Source organism: Nonomuraea sp. NPDC004354 (assembly GCF_053602555.1).
The window spans coordinates 152159-169048 of record NZ_JBSGDV010000019.1 but is presented as its reverse complement, the minus strand read 5'-3'; the positions used below and the strand labels follow the sequence as shown (position 1 = coordinate 169048).

Genomic DNA, 16890 nt, shown 5'->3' with positions numbered 1-16890 from the left:
GGCACAACGACAAGACCGGCCGGCCCACCGCCCGATCCCTCACCGCCTACGACCATTGACGCTCAGCCGTACGGCTTGGAATCAGTCATCTAGGGGTGGTTGCCCGCGGGAGCCGCAAGGGGACGGTAAGCGAATCTGATCCGCGTGCTCGCAGCAACAGTGAAAGGCCCACAGGCGCGGCTCCCGGCGTCCGACTAAAGCACGACCTCAACGACCAAGGAGATACGACGTCCGCGGACAACCACCCCGATTTTCAGGCCCGAACGGCCTCCACCGCCAGGGGAGATTGGAGACTAAAGCGGGTGCTGAACGTTCGAATCCTGCCGGGACACTGATCTCTGCCAGGGTATTTCAGGCCCTGACCTGTGGTTTCTCGACCGCAGGCCTTCTGCTTTGCAGAGCCTCGATATCCCCCCAGGGCACCCGTATGCAGCCGTAGGGCCACGAGTTGACTGGCTCCAGCAGTTCGGCAGTGTTCGTCCTTGCCAGTCCGATCGGTACAGGGATGAGGTGCTATCGAACGGGACAGATGGGCGCCCCGAATTCCGTAGGGGCACTCATACGCGCGGCTCCAGCAGCTTCGCCAGGAAGTCCTGCGTCGCCGGATCGACCGAGTACACAGCGGTGCCCATCATGCCGCGAGTCAGCAGCACCTTGTAGGTGTTGCGGATCAACCGGTCCGCCTGTTCGTCACTGACCCCCTTCCGCACCAGAGCCGGGTCCTTGCTGGCACTGCGAACGGTGACCAGCCTGCCGTCTCGATACACCAGGTCCGGGCCGAAGATCACACCGTTCCAGTCGTACTCGAAGCCCTGGGCGGTGTAGACGCACCCCACCTGCTCGAACCCGCCGGGTGCGGTGGCCCACAAGGCGCTGGCCGGAGCGTTCCCCACAGCCCTGTCACCCTTGACGTTCCACGGTCGCGTCCAATCGCCGACCCGTACGTCCGCGACCAGGCTGTCATCCCCGTTCGGGGCGCTCCAGGGCCAGCAGAACCCCGCCGTCATCCGCGCCGAGTACCCCGCGTCCAGCCTGCTCCTCAGCAGGGCCTCCAGCTCGTACGGCGACTCGGCGAGGGAAACGGCGAAGTGGTCGTCACCCGTCCATACCTCCGGAGCGTCGCCGTCCAGGCCCAGCAGCCGCAGCACCCACTCCTCGTACGTGCGGCTCCCGCCGCAGCGGAACTGCGCGTCAAGATCGACCTGGTGTACGGCAAGGCCGAGAGAATGGGCATATGCCGTGATGTCAGCGACCCGGCCCATCTCGCCCGGCCGTACCACCTGATGCTCGTCCAGCAGGAACACCGGCACCCGCGCGGCGGCGATCAGCTCGTCCAGCTGCGGCCGGCCCGTCCGCTCGGTTGACCTGGTGAACCGGTTGGCTGAGGTCTCGCGAACGCGGTGGGCCTCGTCGCAGATCAGTACATCGAGGTCGTTGGGCTTGGCGGTCATGAAGTTGTTGAAGTACTTGAACATCGCCTTCATCCGGGTCGACCCCTTGGCGACAACGCGCCTCATCGTCTCGGTGAAGGAGCGCGAGCCGGTGGCATGCAGCGCGGAGTAGCCGCGGTCGGAGAGCTCGCCCAACAGGGACAGCGCGATGACGCTCTTGCCGGAGCCGGGTCCTCCCGTGATGATCACTACCTGCTTCGAGTTGCCCGCCCGTGCCTTCTCCACCGCGTGCAGCACCATCTCGTACGCCAGACGCTGCTCGGCCAGCAGAACGAACTGATCGCGATTCTTGATCTCTCCCGCGGCGACCTTCAGCAGCTGCTTGGACGGGCGGATGGCGCTGGACAGCAGGCGATCGGCCGCCGCGGCCCCGGACTCGGGCGCGAACTGAGCCTTGAGGTAGTCGACGAACTGGCCCCGACGCGTCTTGCTGAAGAGCCGGCTGCGCTCGTCCTCGACGTGGTCATAGAGATCGTGGATGTCCGGATCGCTGGCGTTGTGCAGGTAAGCAACCCCACGCACCGCGTTCCTGTGCTGATCCAGGGCTCCGACGAAATCGGCCAGGTATTCGCAGTAGCCCAGCACCTGCACGACGGGATGAAGCTTGGGCCGATCCCCCATGCCCGACACCAGAACCAGGTCGGCGTCGTCCTCGTACAGCTCGGCCTGGCTCCACTGCTTGAGCTCGACGATCAGATAGGAGTCCGCTCCCGTCCGCCGGTCGCGCCCGGCGAGGATGACGTCGGCCCGCTTGCTGGTTAACGGGAGCTGGTACTCGATGAGCATCTCAACGCCACCCAGTCCGGCTTCGACCAGATCACGGGCCAGAATCGGGATGCTCCGGTCCCAGGACCTGCGTTCACCCTTGCCTGGGTTGATCCCTTGGGTGGCGCGCAGGTAGTCGGCGATCACATCGCTGAGGACGCGCTCGGGCACCGACTCGGACACCAGCTGGACCAGACTTTCCGCCGAATGCCGGAAAACGGCCACGGATCTACCCCCAGGCAGCACGAAAGACTCGTGCGGTATGGGGGCGTGTCCGCCATCAGAGCGGAAGCCCGTCGGGCCGCATCACCGATACGTCCTGAGATTACCGGGATCTTCACTCAATACAGTGCCCGATCAGCCAATCAGGGGCCCACGGCGCGCAGCGGTTACTCTCAAGCTTGATCGTCGCGCGCAAGGAGTCATGTATGATCTGGGGGCGACTGGAACAGGCAATACGCCGAGCAGAGGGCTGGCCGATCAAGCCAGGCCCGGTCTCGACCGCGCAATGACGCTTATGGCGTAGAACGTCTGAACCGGCCCTGCCGCCCTGCGCTTCGCCGACGAACCGGTCACTCAGCGTCACGCCCCGATCGGGGCGTACGCCGGTGCGGTGGAAGAACTCCGGGCGTTGTTAGCCCGCAGCCAGCGTGACAGCCACCGGCTTGCCATGGGTCAGTTGGAAGGCATCGGTCTTCCTGACCGCGATCGTGGTCGTCCCTGCCAGCGCGCCCACCGGGACCAGCCAGGCTGCTGAGGCCACTGTCGAGCAGCCTTTCAGGTTCTGGCTGACTGGCTGGACCAGCACCTATATGGAGTTGGATATCGGTTTTCTCCTGATATCGCTATTGGACATCAACTGGGCCAATCTGCTTTGCTCCTGCCCTCCGACGGGCGACAGACAAGGACAATGACATGCGAAATATCAGCGTCCGCCGTCTCCGGGCAGGGCATGCGCGCCACTTCGCCGTCAAGCTCATTCCTGGTGGGCGGCACTCTTACCTCGCGTACGGCGGCGGCGCCCGCTGACGCCGTTCCGGCCCGTGAACGCGGCCCACTTGGAGCGCTGTTTGCAGGACTGCAGTCCCGCACCGAAGTCCATAGAAGAAGACGGTGGCGGCTCACGGGAGCCTGACACCGACGCCCCCGTCGAGGAAGCCGACTCCCCTGAACGGCGATGCCGAGCCTGGCAGCATCAGTTCTCAGATCGTCCCGGCCGCTGAACCGTCTGCCGTGCTGGGGGGAGCGCGGCCATGGCGGCGGCCGCAGCCGGCGCCCCGGGCCCACGAGGGTCGTAACGACGACGTTCGCCGCTCTGTGCGGCACGCCGGACTGCGGTCCTATGGCACACGAGGCGAGGTCGGCACCGTGCAGATTCGACCAGCCTCGATCTACCAAGAGGTGGTGGATGCGGCTTGCGTAGGAACAGCCCAGGTGCTCTTCCTGCACCCATCTGTCAGGTCAGTACGTCGTCGACCGGCAATCAAGACAGTCGAAAGTGAGAACATCAATGCGGATGGCCCTCCCTGCCGTGGTGACGGCGGCGCTCCTTGTCGCGGCGAGCGGCGGGTGCAGCGACGGCGGCGAGCAGGCGAGGGGACGCCAGGCGTCTCCGACCGGCAGCCCCTCGCCTTCGGCGTCGCCGACCCCGGCCATCGCCGCCTCGGCGGCCGCGAATGTGCTCAAGCGGTACATTCTGGCGATCAACAGCGCCAACGGCCGGTTGGACAGCAAGCTGGCCGGCAAGGTCGAGACGGGATCGGCGCTGCAGATCCACACCGCGCAATACGAGGTGTACAAGCGGAACGGCCTGAAGTTCGGACGGGTGAAGTACACCGCCGGGCTGGCGGCCGCGCCCAGGTTCTCGGGTTACCCCAGATGGTTCTTCGCCGCGGCCACCGACCGCGGTACGCAGCCGGCCTCGCGGGACATCCTGGTGTTCGTGCAGGAGCGGGAGGGCGGGCCGTGGCGGGTGGCGTACACGCCGTTCTCGGCCACGACCAAGGGACCCCTCGCGCCGGGGGTTGACGTCGAAGACTTCCCTGAGGTGGTGGCCGGCGACGATGCCAGCCTTGCCCTGCCGCCCGGCGAGATCGCCACCGCACTCGCCGACGTCATCTCCCGCGGCACCCGAAGCCCGTCGGCCACGTTGTTCGCCTTCGGCCGGCTGATCAGGTCCCCGTATCGCTCGCTGATCGACAACAGGAACGCCTACCAGGGCAACGGCTGGGCGGGCCAGAGCCGGGCCAAGGACGCGGGCACGGCCGTGTACGCCGTACGCACGAAATCCGGTGGAGCTCTGGTCTGGTTCGGTGTCGACATCGAGCACTCCTACCGCAGTAAGACCCGCAACGACGGCATGATCTGGGAGAGCTCCAACTTCGGAGACTGGCACAAGGGCTTCGGCATACCGTCCACGGTGCGATCCTCGATGAGGCGCGCGGAGCGCAACGAGCTGCTCGCCTACATCCCGGCCAAGGGCAAGGGGAAGGTCCAGATCATCGCGAACCGATGGTTCCCGGTATCGGTCCGCGGCCGCTGACCACCATGACCCAGCGTCCATCGTGAGCCCTGCGGGCCGCACCGACGTTATGGCCGGCGCCAGGGGTCCCGTCCGCTCTGCCGCCGGCGTATCGGACACCTCAACCGAGACCGTGCCGACGAAGGGTCACGCCTGGTGTCAGCAACGCGGGAGGTCATACCTTCTTGACGACGATCGAGTCCGGGACCAGCTTCTCAAGGTCGTCCACGTCTGATGTGAAGACGGTGACGTGCCCCTTCTGCTGTCGTGCGATGACAGCGAGCACGGCGTCGATCGCGTACTTGTGCCCGTGCAGCTTGGCATCGGCCAGGAGCCGGCGGGCCTGGCGGGCCTGGTCCTTCCCGATGTCGGCGATGTTGAGCCGGGAGAGCACCCAGTCCCAGCGTTGCTCGGTGATCCTGCCGTCGTACGCCTCGACCATCGTCATCGGAGACGTCACCGCCTCCCCCTCGGCCCAGGTGGCGAGGTCGAGCCAGGCGATCATCTTCCGGTCGCCCCGTACAGCCAGGGACATGGCCTCGCAGTCGAGCACGAAGATCCGCAGCGGCTGCTGCCCGCGCTCACCGCTCGGCTTGCTCACGCAGCCTCTCCTGCGTTGCGCTTTCCGCGGGTACGGCGGCGCTCGTGCTCGGCGTCGAGATCTTCCAGCTCCTCCATTGCCGCTGCGCGCTCGTCATCGGTGACCGGCCCGTATTCTTCCTCCAGCCAGTTCACCAGCTCCAGCAGCCGGTCTCGGTCACGCTTGAAGCGCAACGCCTCGGCGACGTACGCCGACAGACCCCGTTCAGCCGCATCCGCGCGGATCTCCTCAAGAAGTTCCTCGGGGATCGTCACCGTCACTTTTTTGGTCGCCAAACCAGTGACCATACTCTGGTATTCGCCTCCTTACTAGCACGTCAGCGCGCTTTACAGTCGCCCACGTGGTAGCCGTAGCCGACCCGCCCGAACTCGATCTGGTGCCGCACCGGATAGGCGCTCGGGTGATCCGTTGGTCGTTCGATGTTCGCTACAAGGAAGGGGATCCGCTCGCTCTCCCATGAGCGGGGTTCGACTACGGGCACCGAGACAGGGGCTGCACGTCGCTCTGTCCAGCGTCTTGGCATGCGAACTCCGTGCGATCAGTTGGGGGCTGACAGCGCTTCAGTCGATCGTCTTATAGAGACATGCGCACCACTGGCGAATCGGTGGGGCCCGAATAAGGACTCTCGGCCGAATTGCCCGACTTTCGGGCTTGGCTTTGTCGAGGCTCGGGCAGCGTCAGCAGTATGAGTGACAGAAAACGGGCAACCAGCATTATTCGCTCCGTCTTCGCCGGCTCGGCCCTGCTCGCGGTCGCAGCCTGTGGGAGCGCTGCCACCCAGTCCAGGGCCGTCGAGGCTGCGCCCGCGGGCGGTGCCATCGCCGGCCTCGCGTCACCATCGGAGATTCCGGGCGACCCCAGCCAGGAACCCGGCGGCATGGCGGGCCTCGAGAAGGCGGGCGCCGCGGCCGTCGCCGCCGTCCAGGGCTCCACGATCCTCTCGGTCCAGGCGGAGAACGACGGTCAGCTCTGGGAGATCCAGCTGGCGGGGCCCGACGGCACGGAACGCGTGATGGAGGTGGACGCGTCAGGAAAGGTGGTCTCGGAACCTCGGGTCAAGGACACCGGCGAGACAGAGAAGGGCAGGGTCATGAGCATCGCCAAGGACGCCAAGGTCACCTTCAAGGAGGCGGTGGAGAAGGTGTCCTCGGCAGTGCCAGAGGGCAAGATCACCCACCTGAGCCTGGACAGGTACAACGAGAACACTCTCGTCTGGGACGCCGATGTCGTCACCCCGGACGGCACCTGGCACGGGGTCAAGGTCGACGCCACGACCGGCGACGTGACCAAGGAGGGTGGCTGAACCCTCGCTCGCTGCCGCCCAATCCTGTCGTTGTACGAACACGCTCACGATCATCCGCCTGCGCATCGCGGCTTCGAGGGATCCGCGCAATGTCTGGCCGAAGGTTACTGTCAGCCTCCGCCAAGGGCTGGTGACCGCATGAGGTTCTGCAGGAGCTCGGCCTGTTCGACGGCATCGTCCAGAGCGTTGTGCGTGTGAGGTCTGGCGGACAGCAGGTGGGGCGGCATGGTGCGCTTCGTCGAACGCACGATGGGCGTGGACGCCTTGGCCGCGTAGAGGGTCTTCATGTCCAGGCATCGGGAGTGGCCGAAGGGTGAGCCCTCGTCCGCGAACGTCATGAAGTACCAGTACATCCACATCCAGTCGTAGCCCAGCGGGTAGGCGGCGAACACCGGCGACGCCTGGGCCTCGTCGGCGCAGCGGGCGATCCAGGCGGCGGCCGCGTTCATCGCGTCGCGCGGCGCCTGCCCGTCGACGATCAACCGGGTTCTGTCCAGCCCGCTTACGGCGAGCGCCTCCGGGTCGTAGGTCTCGCTGATCGGCTGGAGTTCGGCGTAGAAGGTGTCCTTGGCCGGGTCCATCGCCTGGAAGGAGGCGCCGTCGAACGCTCCGGCGACGGCCAGTCCGAAGCTCAGCATGGAGTACGGCCCCGGGATCGGTCCGTCGGCCTCCACGTCGACGGAGAAGTACAGGTCAGGCTTGGCCATGGTCGCCTACGCGCTCGCGGCTCGAGTCTGCGCCGTCACGGTGACCCCGACAGCCGCTGCGGCGTCGAGGATCTGGCGCCGCGATTCCTCGACCTCGTCGGCGGGAAGGGATCCCGCTCGCAGGCGAGGCGGATGCACCGTTTGTCGTTCGCTGCTCAGCTGCACATGCGCTCCCGTGCCCAGTGGTGATCCGGTCCGTCTCGCGGAAGTGGGTGGAGATGCCGTTGCCTTCCGCCCTCTTGTCGGGCGGACCGGCCGAGGTGAAGAGCCCCGAAGCGACCTTTCGCCCGAGAGCAGCCTCCCAGCATTTCGGAAAGGTGTCACGGGCTACGCGGTCCTGCTGGCGGAGGTGGCGGCCGGGCAGGGGGTGCGGGTCACGCCTGCCGATTGCAACCCGGCGATCGTCACGTTGCCACGGGTCAGCACCGAGCCGCTGCCCGTCATTACTTAGGGTGATTTTTCGGGATCTTCACATCTCGTTCACGTAGATACATAACATGTATGCATTCAGGCGATCGACCCCATCGCAGCGGAGGCACCCCCCATGCCACCAGACCCTCCAGGTCCGTCGAAGCCGTGGTACGCGTGGAGCGAGGATCCCGAGCTGTCAGCCGACTGGCCGGCTCCCCGGGCGGACGTCGAGGTGGACCACACCCGGCTCAAGACGATCGGCACCGCGATGTGGACCGACCTCGGTGGTGGACGCAACCCCGACCCCGGAGCGGACACGTGGGAGGGGCTCCCTTCCCGCTTCAGCGGGCTCCTGCTGGACGACTTCACCGACTGGGCCTGGTGGGCTTCGATGCAGGCAGTCAGAACGGTCCTCATCACCGTCGACGACGCGCTCAAGCGGGGTGCCGTGGCCGTTCACCGCAGCTACGCCGACCTCGGCGGCCTGCTGTACGCCTCCGGCGACAACTACGACCGGGCCGTGGAGCAGCGCCCGCTGCTGGACAACTCGATCAACGGTATGGGGCTCCGGCACGACGTGGTCGACACCAAGCAGCCGTGGGAGGACGAGGACGTCTCGCCGTACAACGCGTCCAGCGTCAAGGAGTGTCTCGATTCCGTCGATCCGCTACGGCTGGCCGCGCAGGGCACGCTCTGCTCGGACCTGGCGATGTGGTTCGCCGAGCTCCAGGGCGACCTCGAGGGGCGGGCCCGCGAGCTGGCCAACGCGTGGCGCGGTCACACCTCCGAGCTCGCGCTCGAAGGGATGCGCAAGGTGCACGCGACCTGCCGGGCGCTGGCCCATGTGAGCGGGCAGACCGGCGAGACGATGAGCTGGCTGGCCGGGGTGCTCCTGCAGTACCAGTTGAACTTCGAGAGCGTCCTCGATCCCGACGGGCAGGAGGCCGGCGCCGAGCAGGGGGACGGCGACGGCTGGGCTCGGTCGATGGGAGCCGGGGCGCACGAGCGGGCACGTGACTACCTGCGGGATCTGAACGTCCAGCTGGCCGTCGCGCACGGCATGCTGCCCGACCAGGTCGAGACCCTGCTGCCAGGGGTCGTCGCCGCCGCCGGTGCGAGGGCGCCGCGCAGGCAGCGGGAGCGCGGGGGCGAGCACGTCCTGGGGAGCGGGGGTGGCGGGCGGGAGGCGGGCGGCTTCCCCGGCTACCCCGGCTACCTGGTGCCGCCGATCGCGCCCATGGCGGGTGGCGGTGGTGGAAGCGCGGGCACGGGAGGATCCCCGTCGCGTGGCCAGAGGCGGCTGCCGCCGAGCTCGTTCGCCGGCGAGACGAGGGTGCACGCGTATGAGCCGGAGCGGGACCGGGTGCGACGCGCACGGCCCCTGCCGGAGCCGCGCGAACAACGGCAGGCGGAAGATCGCCGGCCCGGCGCGGACCGGCCTGGCGCGGATCGGTCCGGCACGACCCGGCCCGGCGTGGACCGGCCCGGCACGACCCGGCCCGGCATGGACCGGCCCGGCGCGGATCGGCTCGGCACGGACCGGCCCGACGGGGATCGGTCCGGCGGCGCCGACCAGGCGGGGAAGGGCGACCGTGAGGGTGCCGACCGCCTCAAGAGGGCGTCCGGCCAACCGGAGGGCGACTCGGCCGAGCAGTTCGTCGACACCGCGGAGGAGCCGCGCCCAGACCAGGTCGTCGACGTGAGGGAGGAGCCCTGGCCGGGCCGGAGTCTCGACGCGATGGAAGAGCCCTGGCCGGGCTGGAGTCTCGACGCGATGGAGGAGCCCTGGCCAGGCCGGAGTCTCGACGCGACGGAGGAGCCCCGGCCAGGCCAGGGTCTGGACACGACACAAGAATCCGGCCCGGGCCAGAGTCTCGACATGATGCACGAGTCCCAGCCGGGCCAGGGTTTCGGCACGGCGCAAGAGTCCCATCCAGGCCAGGGTTTCGGCACGGCGCAAGAGTCCCATCCAGGCCAGGAGAGCATGGCGAACGGGCCGCACGACACCCGACCGGGCCAGGAAACCGACGTGGCCCACTCGCCCGCCGGCCGGGGGCCGGGTCAGGGGGATGACAGGGGAAACTCGCCGTGGGACCCCCGCCCAGGCGGCCGGGAGGACGATCCGGCGGACGCACCAGGTGAGAGGTCCCACCCGGCCCCGGAGGCTCGCGTGGGCGGGGACGGGGCTGCCGGTCCGCGCCCGGATCTGAACGACGAGGACCGGCCAGACGACGTGCTCAGGGGTGGGCGGTGAAGCGGCCGAAGCTGCCCTGGTGGTACAGGAGCGGACGGCCCCGGTGGTGGATGTCCGCCTCCGCCACCAGGCCGACGACCAGGATGTGGTCGCCCACGTCCACCCTCTCGTACGGCAGGCAGATCAGGTGCGCGGACACGTCCGCGAGCAGGGGCGCGCCGAGTTCGCCCGGCCGCCATCGGGTGGGTTCGGCGAACCGGTCGATGCCTTTGCGGGCGAACCGCGTGGCCAGTTCGGCCTGGTCGCTGGCGAGTACGTTGACCGCGAAGTGGTCGGCGGTGGCCAGCCACGGCCAGGTGGCGGAGGCTCGGTCGACGTAGAAGGAGACCAGGGGCGGGTCGAGGCTCACCGACGTGAAGGAGGTGGCCGTCAGCCCGACCGGCACTCCCCCGTTCTGCGCGGTGATCACGACGACACCGGAGGCGTGGACGGCCAGGGCCCTCCTGAACCGGTCGGCGTCCACGGCGCGCTCGGGCATCGTGTCGGTCATGAGCCCACCACATCGAGTTCGCGTTCGGGTGCTGCCGCGTACCGGGACGGCGGTCTGGCAAGCCCGTAGTTCTCCCGCAGTGTCCGCCCCTCGTACTCGGTCCTGAACAGCCCCCGGTCCCTGAGCTCGGGCACCACGTGGTCGACGAAGTCCTCGAGTCCTCCGGGCAGGATCGGCGGCATGATGTTGAAGCCGTCCGCGGCGCCGTACTCGAACCATTCCTGCAGTTCGTCGGCGATCTGCTCGGGTGTGCCCGCGATCACGCGGTGGCCGCGCCCGCCGGCGAGGCGGGACAGTAGCGCGCGTACGGTGAGCTGCTCGCGCCTGGCCAGGTCGACGACGAGTTTGCGGCGACTCTGCGCTCCTTCGGTGTCGACGCCGACGTCGGGGAGCGGCTTGTCGAGGGCGTCCTCGTCGAGGTCGACGCCGATGAGGGTGGACAGCTGGACGAGCCCGTAGGCGGGGATGAGCAGGTCGTCGAGTTCTTTCTCCAGGCGCCGCGCCTCCTCCTCGGTGGAGCCGATGATCGGGGAGATACCGGGAAGGATCAGCAGTTCCTCCTGGCGTCTGCCGTGGGCGCGCAGGCGGTTCCTGAGGTCGATGGAGAACGCGCGCGCCTCGCCCAGGGTCTGCTGGGCGGTGAAGACGGCTTCGGCGTGGCGGGCGGCGAAGTCCTTGCCGTCCTCGGACGAGCCTGCCTGGACCAGCAGCGGCCGGCCCTGGGGGGCGCGGGAGGTGTTGAGCGGTCCGCGGACGCTGAAGTGGGGGCCGGCGTGCTCGATCGGGTGGATCTTCCCGAGGTCGGCGTAGGTGCCGCCGGCGCGGTCGCCGAGGACGGCGTCGTCCTCCCAGCTGTCCCAGAGCTTGCCGACGACCTCGAGGAACTCGGTGGCCCTGGCGTAGCGTTCGGCGTGCGGCGGCCGTTCGACGCCGAAGTTGTGCGCTTCGGCCTCGCCGGCGGAGGTGACGATGTTCCAGCCGGCCCGGCCGCCGCTGATGTGGTCGAGCGAGGCGAACTTGCGGGCCACGTGGAAGGGTTCGTTGTACGTCGTGGACACGGTGGCGATCAGCCCGATGTGCTCGGTGACGACGGCCAGCGCCGACAGCAGCGTCAGCGGTTCGAGGCCGCCGAGCGCGTTGTGCTTCACGTTGCCCCACAGAGCCAGGCCGTCGGCGAGGAAGACCGAGTCGAGGGTGCCGCGCTCGGCGGTCCTGGCCAGGTTCTGGTAGTGGCGGACGTCGGTCAGCCTGGACGGCTCGGCGCTCGGGTGCCGCCATGCGGCCTCGTGATGGCCGACGCCCATGAGGAAGGCGTTGAGGTGCAGTTTTCTCGTCGTGTGGGTTCTCGTCATGTGGTCCTCCAGGTCGAGAAGCGGCGCTCCACGCTGACCAGGAGCTGGTTGAACAGCAGGCCGATGGCGGAGATCGTGATGATGCCGGCGTACATGTCGTGGATGCGGAAGCTGGATTGGGAGGCCTGGATGAGGTAGCCGAGCCCGGCCTTGGCGCCGACCATCTCGGCGAAGAGCAGGACGAGGATGGAGTACGCGCCCGCCAGCCGTACGCCGGTGAAGACAGTGGGGACGGCGGCGGGCAGGATCACTTTCTGGAACAGCCGGAACGGGCCGAGGCCCATGGATCGCGCGGACTTGACGAGCAGGGGTTCGACGGTCTTCACGCCGCTGATCGTGTTGAGCAGGATGGGCCAGGAGCAGGCGTAGAGGACGAATGTGATCTTGGTGGTCTCGCCGATGCCGAGGATCAGCGTGAACACCGGCAGCAGGGCGACGGCCGAGGTGTTGCGGAACAGTTCGAGCAGGGGGCTGAGGAAGGCCGCCACGGGCCGGTACCAGCCGATGGCCAGGCCGAGCGGGATGGCCAGGGCGATGGCGAGGGCGAATCCGGCGAAGGAGCGCAGCAGCGAGGCGCCGAGGTGCTCGCCGAGCTGGCCGGAGAGCAGCAGCTCGTACCAGGCCACCAGGTTCTCCGACAGCGGTGGCACGAACACCCGGTCGACGACGCCTGCCCTCGGCAGCGCCTCCCAGAGGGCGAGCAGCAGGACGATCGCGGCCGAGCGCTCGACGGCCGTCGACAGCCGCCCGGTCCTGGGCTTCCTCTGGGCGCCGGCGTCGGAAGGGCCGTGCCACCGCGCCTGGGCGGGCCGGCCGGACAGGGCGACCGGCGAGGTCAGCTCAGCCAACGGAGCCCACCTCCTCGCGGCGTGCGGCGGCGACCTCGTCGCGCAGCAGGGCCCAGATGTGGTGGCGGTAGTCGCCGAAGCGCGCCTCGGCGCGCAGGTCGCCCTCGCGGGAGCCGAACTCGACGGCGAGCGTCTCCTTGATGCGGCCGGGCCGGGAGGTCATCACGGCCACGCGCTGGCCGAGGTAGACGGCCTCGTCGATCCCGTGCGTGATGAAGACGATCGTCTTGCCGGTCTTCTGCCAGATGTGCAGCAGCTCCTCCTGGAGCGACTCGCGGGTCTGGGCGTCGAGCGCGGCGAACGGCTCGTCCATCAGCAGGACGTCGGGGTCGAAGGCGAGGCTGCGGGCGATGGCGACGCGCTGGCGCATGCCGCCGGACAGTTCGTGCGGGTAGCGGTCCTCGAACCCGGCCAGCCCGACCAGGTCCAGGTAGTGCCTGGCCCGCTCGGCGCGCTCCTTCTTCGGCACGGCCTTGGCCTCCAGGCCGAACTCGACGTTGCCGGTGGCCGTGCGCCAGGGGAAGAGCGCGTACTGCTGGAAGACGATGCCCCTGTCGAGCCCGGGGCCGGTGACGGGGACGCCGTCGATGAGGATCTGTCCCGAGGTCGGCGGGGTCAGGCCGGCGATGAGGTCGAGCAGCGTGGACTTGCCGCAGCCGCTCGGCCCCACGAGCGTGAGGAACTCGCCGGCGCGGATGTCGAGGTCGATGCTCTCCAGCGCGGTGAACGGCCGGTCGGCGCCTCTGACGTCGAACACCTTGCCCACGTCGCGGATGACGATCTTCATGAGGCGCTCCCGCCGGCGTAGGGGTTGTAGGCGTTGGTGAACAGCTCGGACAGCTTGACCTGGCCGGGCTGGATCTCGCCCTCGCGCTCCAACCAGTCGATCCAGGTCTGGAACTCCTTGTCGGCGATCACGCCGCCGGCGCCCGCGATGCCGGAGCTCTTCCAGAACGTCACGGCGGTGGCGTCCTCGCTGCGCCCGCGCCTGGCGATGATCTTCTGGAAGGTGGCGACCACCTCCTGACGGGGGTGGGTCTGCGTCCAGCGCACGGCCTTGGCGAACGCCTCGACGAAGGTCCTGGTGGTGCGGGGGTTGGCGGCGATGAAGTCCTCGCGCAGGACGACGGCGCCTGCGGTGAACGGGCCGAACAGGCCGACGTCGGTGAACAGCGGGCGCAGCCCGCCGCGCTGCAGCGCCTTGTCCTTGAGGATCCCGCCGAGGGTGCCGACGTCGAGCTGACCCTGGCGGATGGCCTGCTCGGTGTTGACGGGCGGGACGACGACGAGCTCGACCTGCTTGATCTCCTCGGGGGTCAGCCCCTCGCGCTTGAGGTACTCCTTGATGACCGCTTCGTGGTGCGCGCCGAGGGTGTTGACGCCGATCTTCCTGCCGATCAGGTCGCGGGCGGTCCTGATGGGGCTGTCGTCCTTCACGTAGTAGCCGTTGAAGCTCCGCTCGTCGGAGCCGTAGTAGCCGATGACCGCCTTGATCGGCGCCTTGGCCGCCTTGAGCTTGATGATCGCGCCGTTGAAGGCGCCGCCGATGTCGGTCTGGCCGGTCGCGACCGACTGGATGTTCTGGGGTCCGCTGGTGGTGTTGCCGACCCAGGTGAGCTTGATGTCGCCGAGGTAGCCGAGTTCCTGGGCGAGTTCGGGGAAGGTGACGGCGCCGGCGCTGCCCTGGTAGCGCAGTTCGGTCGTCTCGGCGCCGCTGCCGGTGGCCGAGCCTTCGGCCGTCGCGCAGGCGGCCAGCGTCGCCAGGGCCAGCGCGTACGGCAGGGCGTGTCTGATCTTGATCAAGGGAGTGTCCTCACGAGAGCACGGCGGCCCGCGGCGGGGCGGGCACGCCAGGGGAGTGTTCGTCGGTGGGTCGCGCGGGCGCCTTCGGCCACGCGGGAGGGAACGGCGCGCGATCGGCACGCGTGATGAGCTCCGTGATCAGCGACACTGCGCGCTGGCGACGTGGCCGTGGTCCACGTGCGGGCGCGTGGTCAGGTAGGGACCCTGCCTCATACCGGCGAACCTACGCGCTCGCGGGCATAAAGTAAATATTTCCTACTGGTTTTACATAGATAATTACCTATTGACCTTGTAGGGATATCGGAGATGCTGGGACCATGGCACTCTGGACCCCCGACCCCACCTTCTACCCCTCGCCCCGAGACGCCGCCGCCGCGCCGGCCGAACGCCTGGCCTACGTCGCCGCCTTCGACCGCAGCGCCGAACGGCCCGACGCGATCGCCGTGCTCGACACCGACCCCTCCTCCTCGCGCTACGGGCGCGTGGTGGGCTGGACCGACCTGCCGTACACGGGTGACGAACTGCACCACTTCGGGTGGAACGCCTGCAGCAGCGCGCTGTGCCCCTACGCGCCGCACCCGCACGTGGAGCGGCGCTACCTGGTCGTGCCGGGGCTGCGTTCCTCACGCATCTACATCCTGGACACCAAGGACCGGATCAGCCCCGAGATCGTCAAGGTCATCGAGCCGGAGGAACTGGCCGCACGGGCGGGCTACTCCCGCCCGCACACCGTGCACTGCGGGCCCGAGGGCCTTTACGTCTCCGCGCTCGGCGGGGCGAACGGCGAGGAGGGCCCCGGCGGCATCGCCATCCTCGACCACCAGTCCTTCGAGGTACTCGGCCGCTGGGAGGTCGACAGGGGGCCGCAGTACCTCGCCTACGACTTCTGGTGGCACATCAACCACGACGTGCTGGTCACCTCGGAGTGGGGCACGCCGTCGATGATCGAGGGCGGGGTCGTCGGCGAGCTGCTGCTCGGCCGGAAGTACGGTCACCGGCTGCACTTCTGGGACCTGCGCAGACGCCGGCACGTCCAGGAGGTCGACCTCGGCGACCAGTACCAGATGCCGCTGGAGCTGCGGCCCGCCCACGACCCGACCAGGACCTACGGCTTCGTCGGCGTCGTCACCAGCGTCGAGGACCTGTCGGCCTCGGTCTGGACGTGGTTCCACGAGGACGGCCGCTGGCAGGTGCGCAAGGTCATCGACATCCCCGCCGAGCCGGCCGACCCCGCCCTGCTGCCCGACGTGCTCAAGCCGTTCGGGGCGGTGCCGCCGCTGGTCACCGACATCGACCTGGCGGTCGACGACCAGCGGCTCTACGTCTCCTGCTGGGGGACGGGCGAGATCAAGCAGTACGACGTCGCCGATCCGTTCAAGCCGGTCGAGCTGGGCTCGCTGCGCATCGGCGGGATCGTCGGCAACCGCGCCCACCCGGCCGCGCCCGGCGAGCCGCTGCGTGGCGGCCCGCAGATGGTGGAGGTCAGCAGGGACGGCAGCCGCCTCTACGTGACCAACTCCCTGTACGGCGCGTGGGACGACCAGTTCTACCCCGAGGGCGTGGGCGCCTGGCTGGCGAAGATCGACACCGGGTCCTTCACCTTCGACGAGCGCTTCTTCCCGCACGGCGACGACTTCCGCGGCCTGCGCCCGCACCAGGTCAGGCTGCAGGGCGGCGACGCCTCCTCCGACTCCTACTGCTATCCGTGACGGTCACGGCGGCGCTCCTGCTGGGCGCCTTCCACGGTCTGAACCCCGCGATGGGCTGGCTGTTCGCCGTCGCCCGCGGCCTGCAGGAGCGCAGCAGGAGCCGGCTGCTGGCCGCGCTTCCCGCGATCGCGGCGGGCCACCTGGCCGCGGTGGCGTTGGTCGGCCTGGTCGTCGCGGTCACGGGTTCGCTGGTCACCGGAACGGTGCTGTCGGTGGCGGGTGGCGTGGTGCTCGTCGGCTACGGCCTGTGGCTGCTGCTGTCCAGGCGGCACTTCCGCTGGGTGGGGATGCGCCTGTCGCTCCTCCAGCTGGCGGGCTGGTCGTTCCTGATGTCCTCGGCCCACGGCGCCGGGCTGATGCTGATCCCGGTCTTCACCGGCCTCCAGGGCGAGCACGCGGGACACGGCTCTCACGCGCTCGCCGGGGGCCTGGGCGTGGCCGCGCTCCACACGCTGGCGATGTTCGCCGTCGCGGGAGCGGTCGCGCTGCTCGTCTTCGAGGTGGTCGGGCTGACCGTGCTGCGCAGGGCCTGGTTCAACGTCGACAAGGTGTGGGCCGTCGCCCTGGTGGGCGCCGGGGTGCTCACCCTGGCGCAGGCGTAGGGAGGATCCGTCGTGAGCCTGCCAGACTTCCTCGTCGTCGGCGGCCCCGAGGTGGGGCCGCGTCGCCGTCCCG

Annotated in this window: 15 protein-coding genes; 5 read left to right on the top strand and 10 right to left on the bottom strand. The window is 68.8% G+C overall.

The features are described 5' to 3' along the window. Window positions 1–557: 557 nt before the first annotated feature. Together ACWENQ_RS37385 and ACWENQ_RS37380 are read right to left on the bottom strand one after the other, a co-directional pair. Window positions 558–2399, bottom strand: coding sequence for a DNA/RNA helicase domain-containing protein (locus ACWENQ_RS37385; RefSeq protein WP_452418453.1), 1842 nt, complete (start codon window positions 2397–2399; stop codon window positions 558–560). 451 nt (window positions 2400–2850) lie between these two features. Further along, window positions 2851–3024: a hypothetical protein gene (locus ACWENQ_RS37380; protein ID WP_452418452.1), complete on the bottom strand. Its 174-nt coding sequence runs from the start codon at window positions 3022–3024 to the stop codon at window positions 2851–2853. 708 nt (window positions 3025–3732) lie between these two features. Here ACWENQ_RS37380 and ACWENQ_RS37375 point away from each other — a divergent pair. Next, complete coding sequence (locus ACWENQ_RS37375; RefSeq protein ID WP_452418450.1) at window positions 3733–4758, top strand: hypothetical protein; 1026 nt, start codon at window positions 3733–3735, stop codon at window positions 4756–4758. Between the two features lie 154 nt (window positions 4759–4912). Here the strand turns inward: ACWENQ_RS37375 and ACWENQ_RS37370 are convergent, their stop codons facing one another. Further along, window positions 4913–5338 carry a hypothetical protein gene (locus ACWENQ_RS37370; RefSeq protein ID WP_452418449.1) on the bottom strand — a complete coding sequence of 142 codons (426 nt, stop codon included), beginning with the start codon at window positions 5336–5338 and terminating at the stop codon, window positions 4913–4915. Then, complete coding sequence (locus ACWENQ_RS37365; protein WP_452418447.1) at window positions 5335–5613, bottom strand: CopG family transcriptional regulator; 279 nt, start codon at window positions 5611–5613, stop codon at window positions 5335–5337. Before ACWENQ_RS37365 ends, ACWENQ_RS37370 begins: the two co-directional genes overlap by 4 nt. A 410-nt stretch (window positions 5614–6023) precedes the next feature. Between ACWENQ_RS37365 and ACWENQ_RS37360 the strand changes: the two genes are divergently transcribed. Continuing rightward, the gene (locus tag ACWENQ_RS37360; RefSeq protein ID WP_452418446.1) at window positions 6024–6641 is read left to right on the top strand and encodes a PepSY domain-containing protein; all 618 of its coding nucleotides are present in this window, start codon (window positions 6024–6026) and stop codon (window positions 6639–6641) included. 110 nt (window positions 6642–6751) lie between these two features. Here the strand turns inward: ACWENQ_RS37360 and ACWENQ_RS37355 are convergent, their stop codons facing one another. Beyond that, window positions 6752–7348 carry an exonuclease gene (locus ACWENQ_RS37355; protein WP_452418445.1) on the bottom strand — a complete coding sequence of 199 codons (597 nt, stop codon included), beginning with the start codon at window positions 7346–7348 and terminating at the stop codon, window positions 6752–6754. A gap of 544 nt (window positions 7349–7892) precedes the next feature. Between ACWENQ_RS37355 and ACWENQ_RS37350 the strand changes: the two genes are divergently transcribed. Next, the gene (locus tag ACWENQ_RS37350) at window positions 7893–10013 is read left to right on the top strand and encodes a hypothetical protein (RefSeq protein ID WP_452418444.1); all 2121 of its coding nucleotides are present in this window, start codon (window positions 7893–7895) and stop codon (window positions 10011–10013) included. Here ACWENQ_RS37350 and ACWENQ_RS37345 read toward each other — a convergent pair. The 5 genes from ACWENQ_RS37345 to ACWENQ_RS37325 are packed head-to-tail and all read right to left on the bottom strand — an operon-like array spanning window position 9997 to window position 14506. After that, window positions 9997–10503, bottom strand: a complete 507-nt coding sequence (locus tag ACWENQ_RS37345) for a flavin reductase family protein (RefSeq protein ID WP_452418442.1) — start codon at window positions 10501–10503, stop codon at window positions 9997–9999. The genes ACWENQ_RS37350 and ACWENQ_RS37345 overlap by 17 nt on opposite strands. Next, entirely contained in the window at window positions 10500–11855 is a 1356-nt protein-coding gene (locus ACWENQ_RS37340) for an LLM class flavin-dependent oxidoreductase (RefSeq protein WP_452418441.1), read from the bottom strand. The genes ACWENQ_RS37345 and ACWENQ_RS37340 overlap by 4 nt, the downstream gene beginning before the upstream one ends. Beyond that, window positions 11852–12703, bottom strand: coding sequence for an ABC transporter permease (locus ACWENQ_RS37335; protein ID WP_452418440.1), 852 nt, complete (start codon window positions 12701–12703; stop codon window positions 11852–11854). The genes ACWENQ_RS37340 and ACWENQ_RS37335 overlap by 4 nt, the downstream gene beginning before the upstream one ends. Next, entirely contained in the window at window positions 12696–13490 is a 795-nt protein-coding gene (locus tag ACWENQ_RS37330) for an ABC transporter ATP-binding protein (RefSeq protein ID WP_452418438.1), read from the bottom strand. The genes ACWENQ_RS37335 and ACWENQ_RS37330 overlap by 8 nt, the downstream gene beginning before the upstream one ends. Next, a complete protein-coding gene (locus tag ACWENQ_RS37325) occupies window positions 13487–14506 on the bottom strand; it encodes an ABC transporter substrate-binding protein (RefSeq protein WP_452418437.1) in 1020 nt (339 codons plus the stop codon). The genes ACWENQ_RS37330 and ACWENQ_RS37325 overlap by 4 nt, the downstream gene beginning before the upstream one ends. Window positions 14507–14823: 317 nt before the next feature. On the opposite strand from ACWENQ_RS37325, the gene ACWENQ_RS37320 reads away from it, so the two are divergent. Together ACWENQ_RS37320 and ACWENQ_RS37315 are read left to right on the top strand one after the other, a co-directional pair. Continuing rightward, a complete protein-coding gene (locus ACWENQ_RS37320; protein WP_449918342.1) occupies window positions 14824–16215 on the top strand; it encodes a selenium-binding protein SBP56-related protein in 1392 nt (463 codons plus the stop codon). Beyond that, on the top strand, window positions 16212–16817 hold the full coding sequence (locus ACWENQ_RS37315; RefSeq protein ID WP_449918344.1) for a hypothetical protein: 606 nt from the start codon (window positions 16212–16214) through the stop codon (window positions 16815–16817). Before ACWENQ_RS37320 ends, ACWENQ_RS37315 begins: the two co-directional genes overlap by 4 nt. Window positions 16818–16890 lie beyond the last annotated feature (73 nt).

What these genes read in the sequence shown, in the direction of transcription:
- ACWENQ_RS37375 (WP_452418450.1), top strand. Translation starts at nt 3,733, where the DNA reads ATGGCCCTCCCTGCCGTGGTGACGGCGGCGCTCCTTGTCGCGGCGAGC.
- ACWENQ_RS37360 (WP_452418446.1), top strand. Translation starts at nt 6,024, where the DNA reads ATGAGTGACAGAAAACGGGCAACCAGCATTATTCGCTCCGTCTTCGCC.
- ACWENQ_RS37355 (WP_452418445.1), bottom strand. Translation starts at nt 7,348, where the DNA reads ATGGCCAAGCCTGACCTGTACTTCTCCGTCGACGTGGAGGCCGACGGA.
- ACWENQ_RS37350 (WP_452418444.1), top strand. Translation starts at nt 7,893, where the DNA reads ATGCCACCAGACCCTCCAGGTCCGTCGAAGCCGTGGTACGCGTGGAGC.
- ACWENQ_RS37345 (WP_452418442.1), bottom strand. Translation starts at nt 10,503, where the DNA reads ATGACCGACACGATGCCCGAGCGCGCCGTGGACGCCGACCGGTTCAGG.
- ACWENQ_RS37340 (WP_452418441.1), bottom strand. Translation starts at nt 11,855, where the DNA reads ATGACGAGAACCCACACGACGAGAAAACTGCACCTCAACGCCTTCCTC.
- ACWENQ_RS37330 (WP_452418438.1), bottom strand. Translation starts at nt 13,490, where the DNA reads ATGAAGATCGTCATCCGCGACGTGGGCAAGGTGTTCGACGTCAGAGGC.
- ACWENQ_RS37320 (WP_449918342.1), top strand. Translation starts at nt 14,824, where the DNA reads ATGGCACTCTGGACCCCCGACCCCACCTTCTACCCCTCGCCCCGAGAC.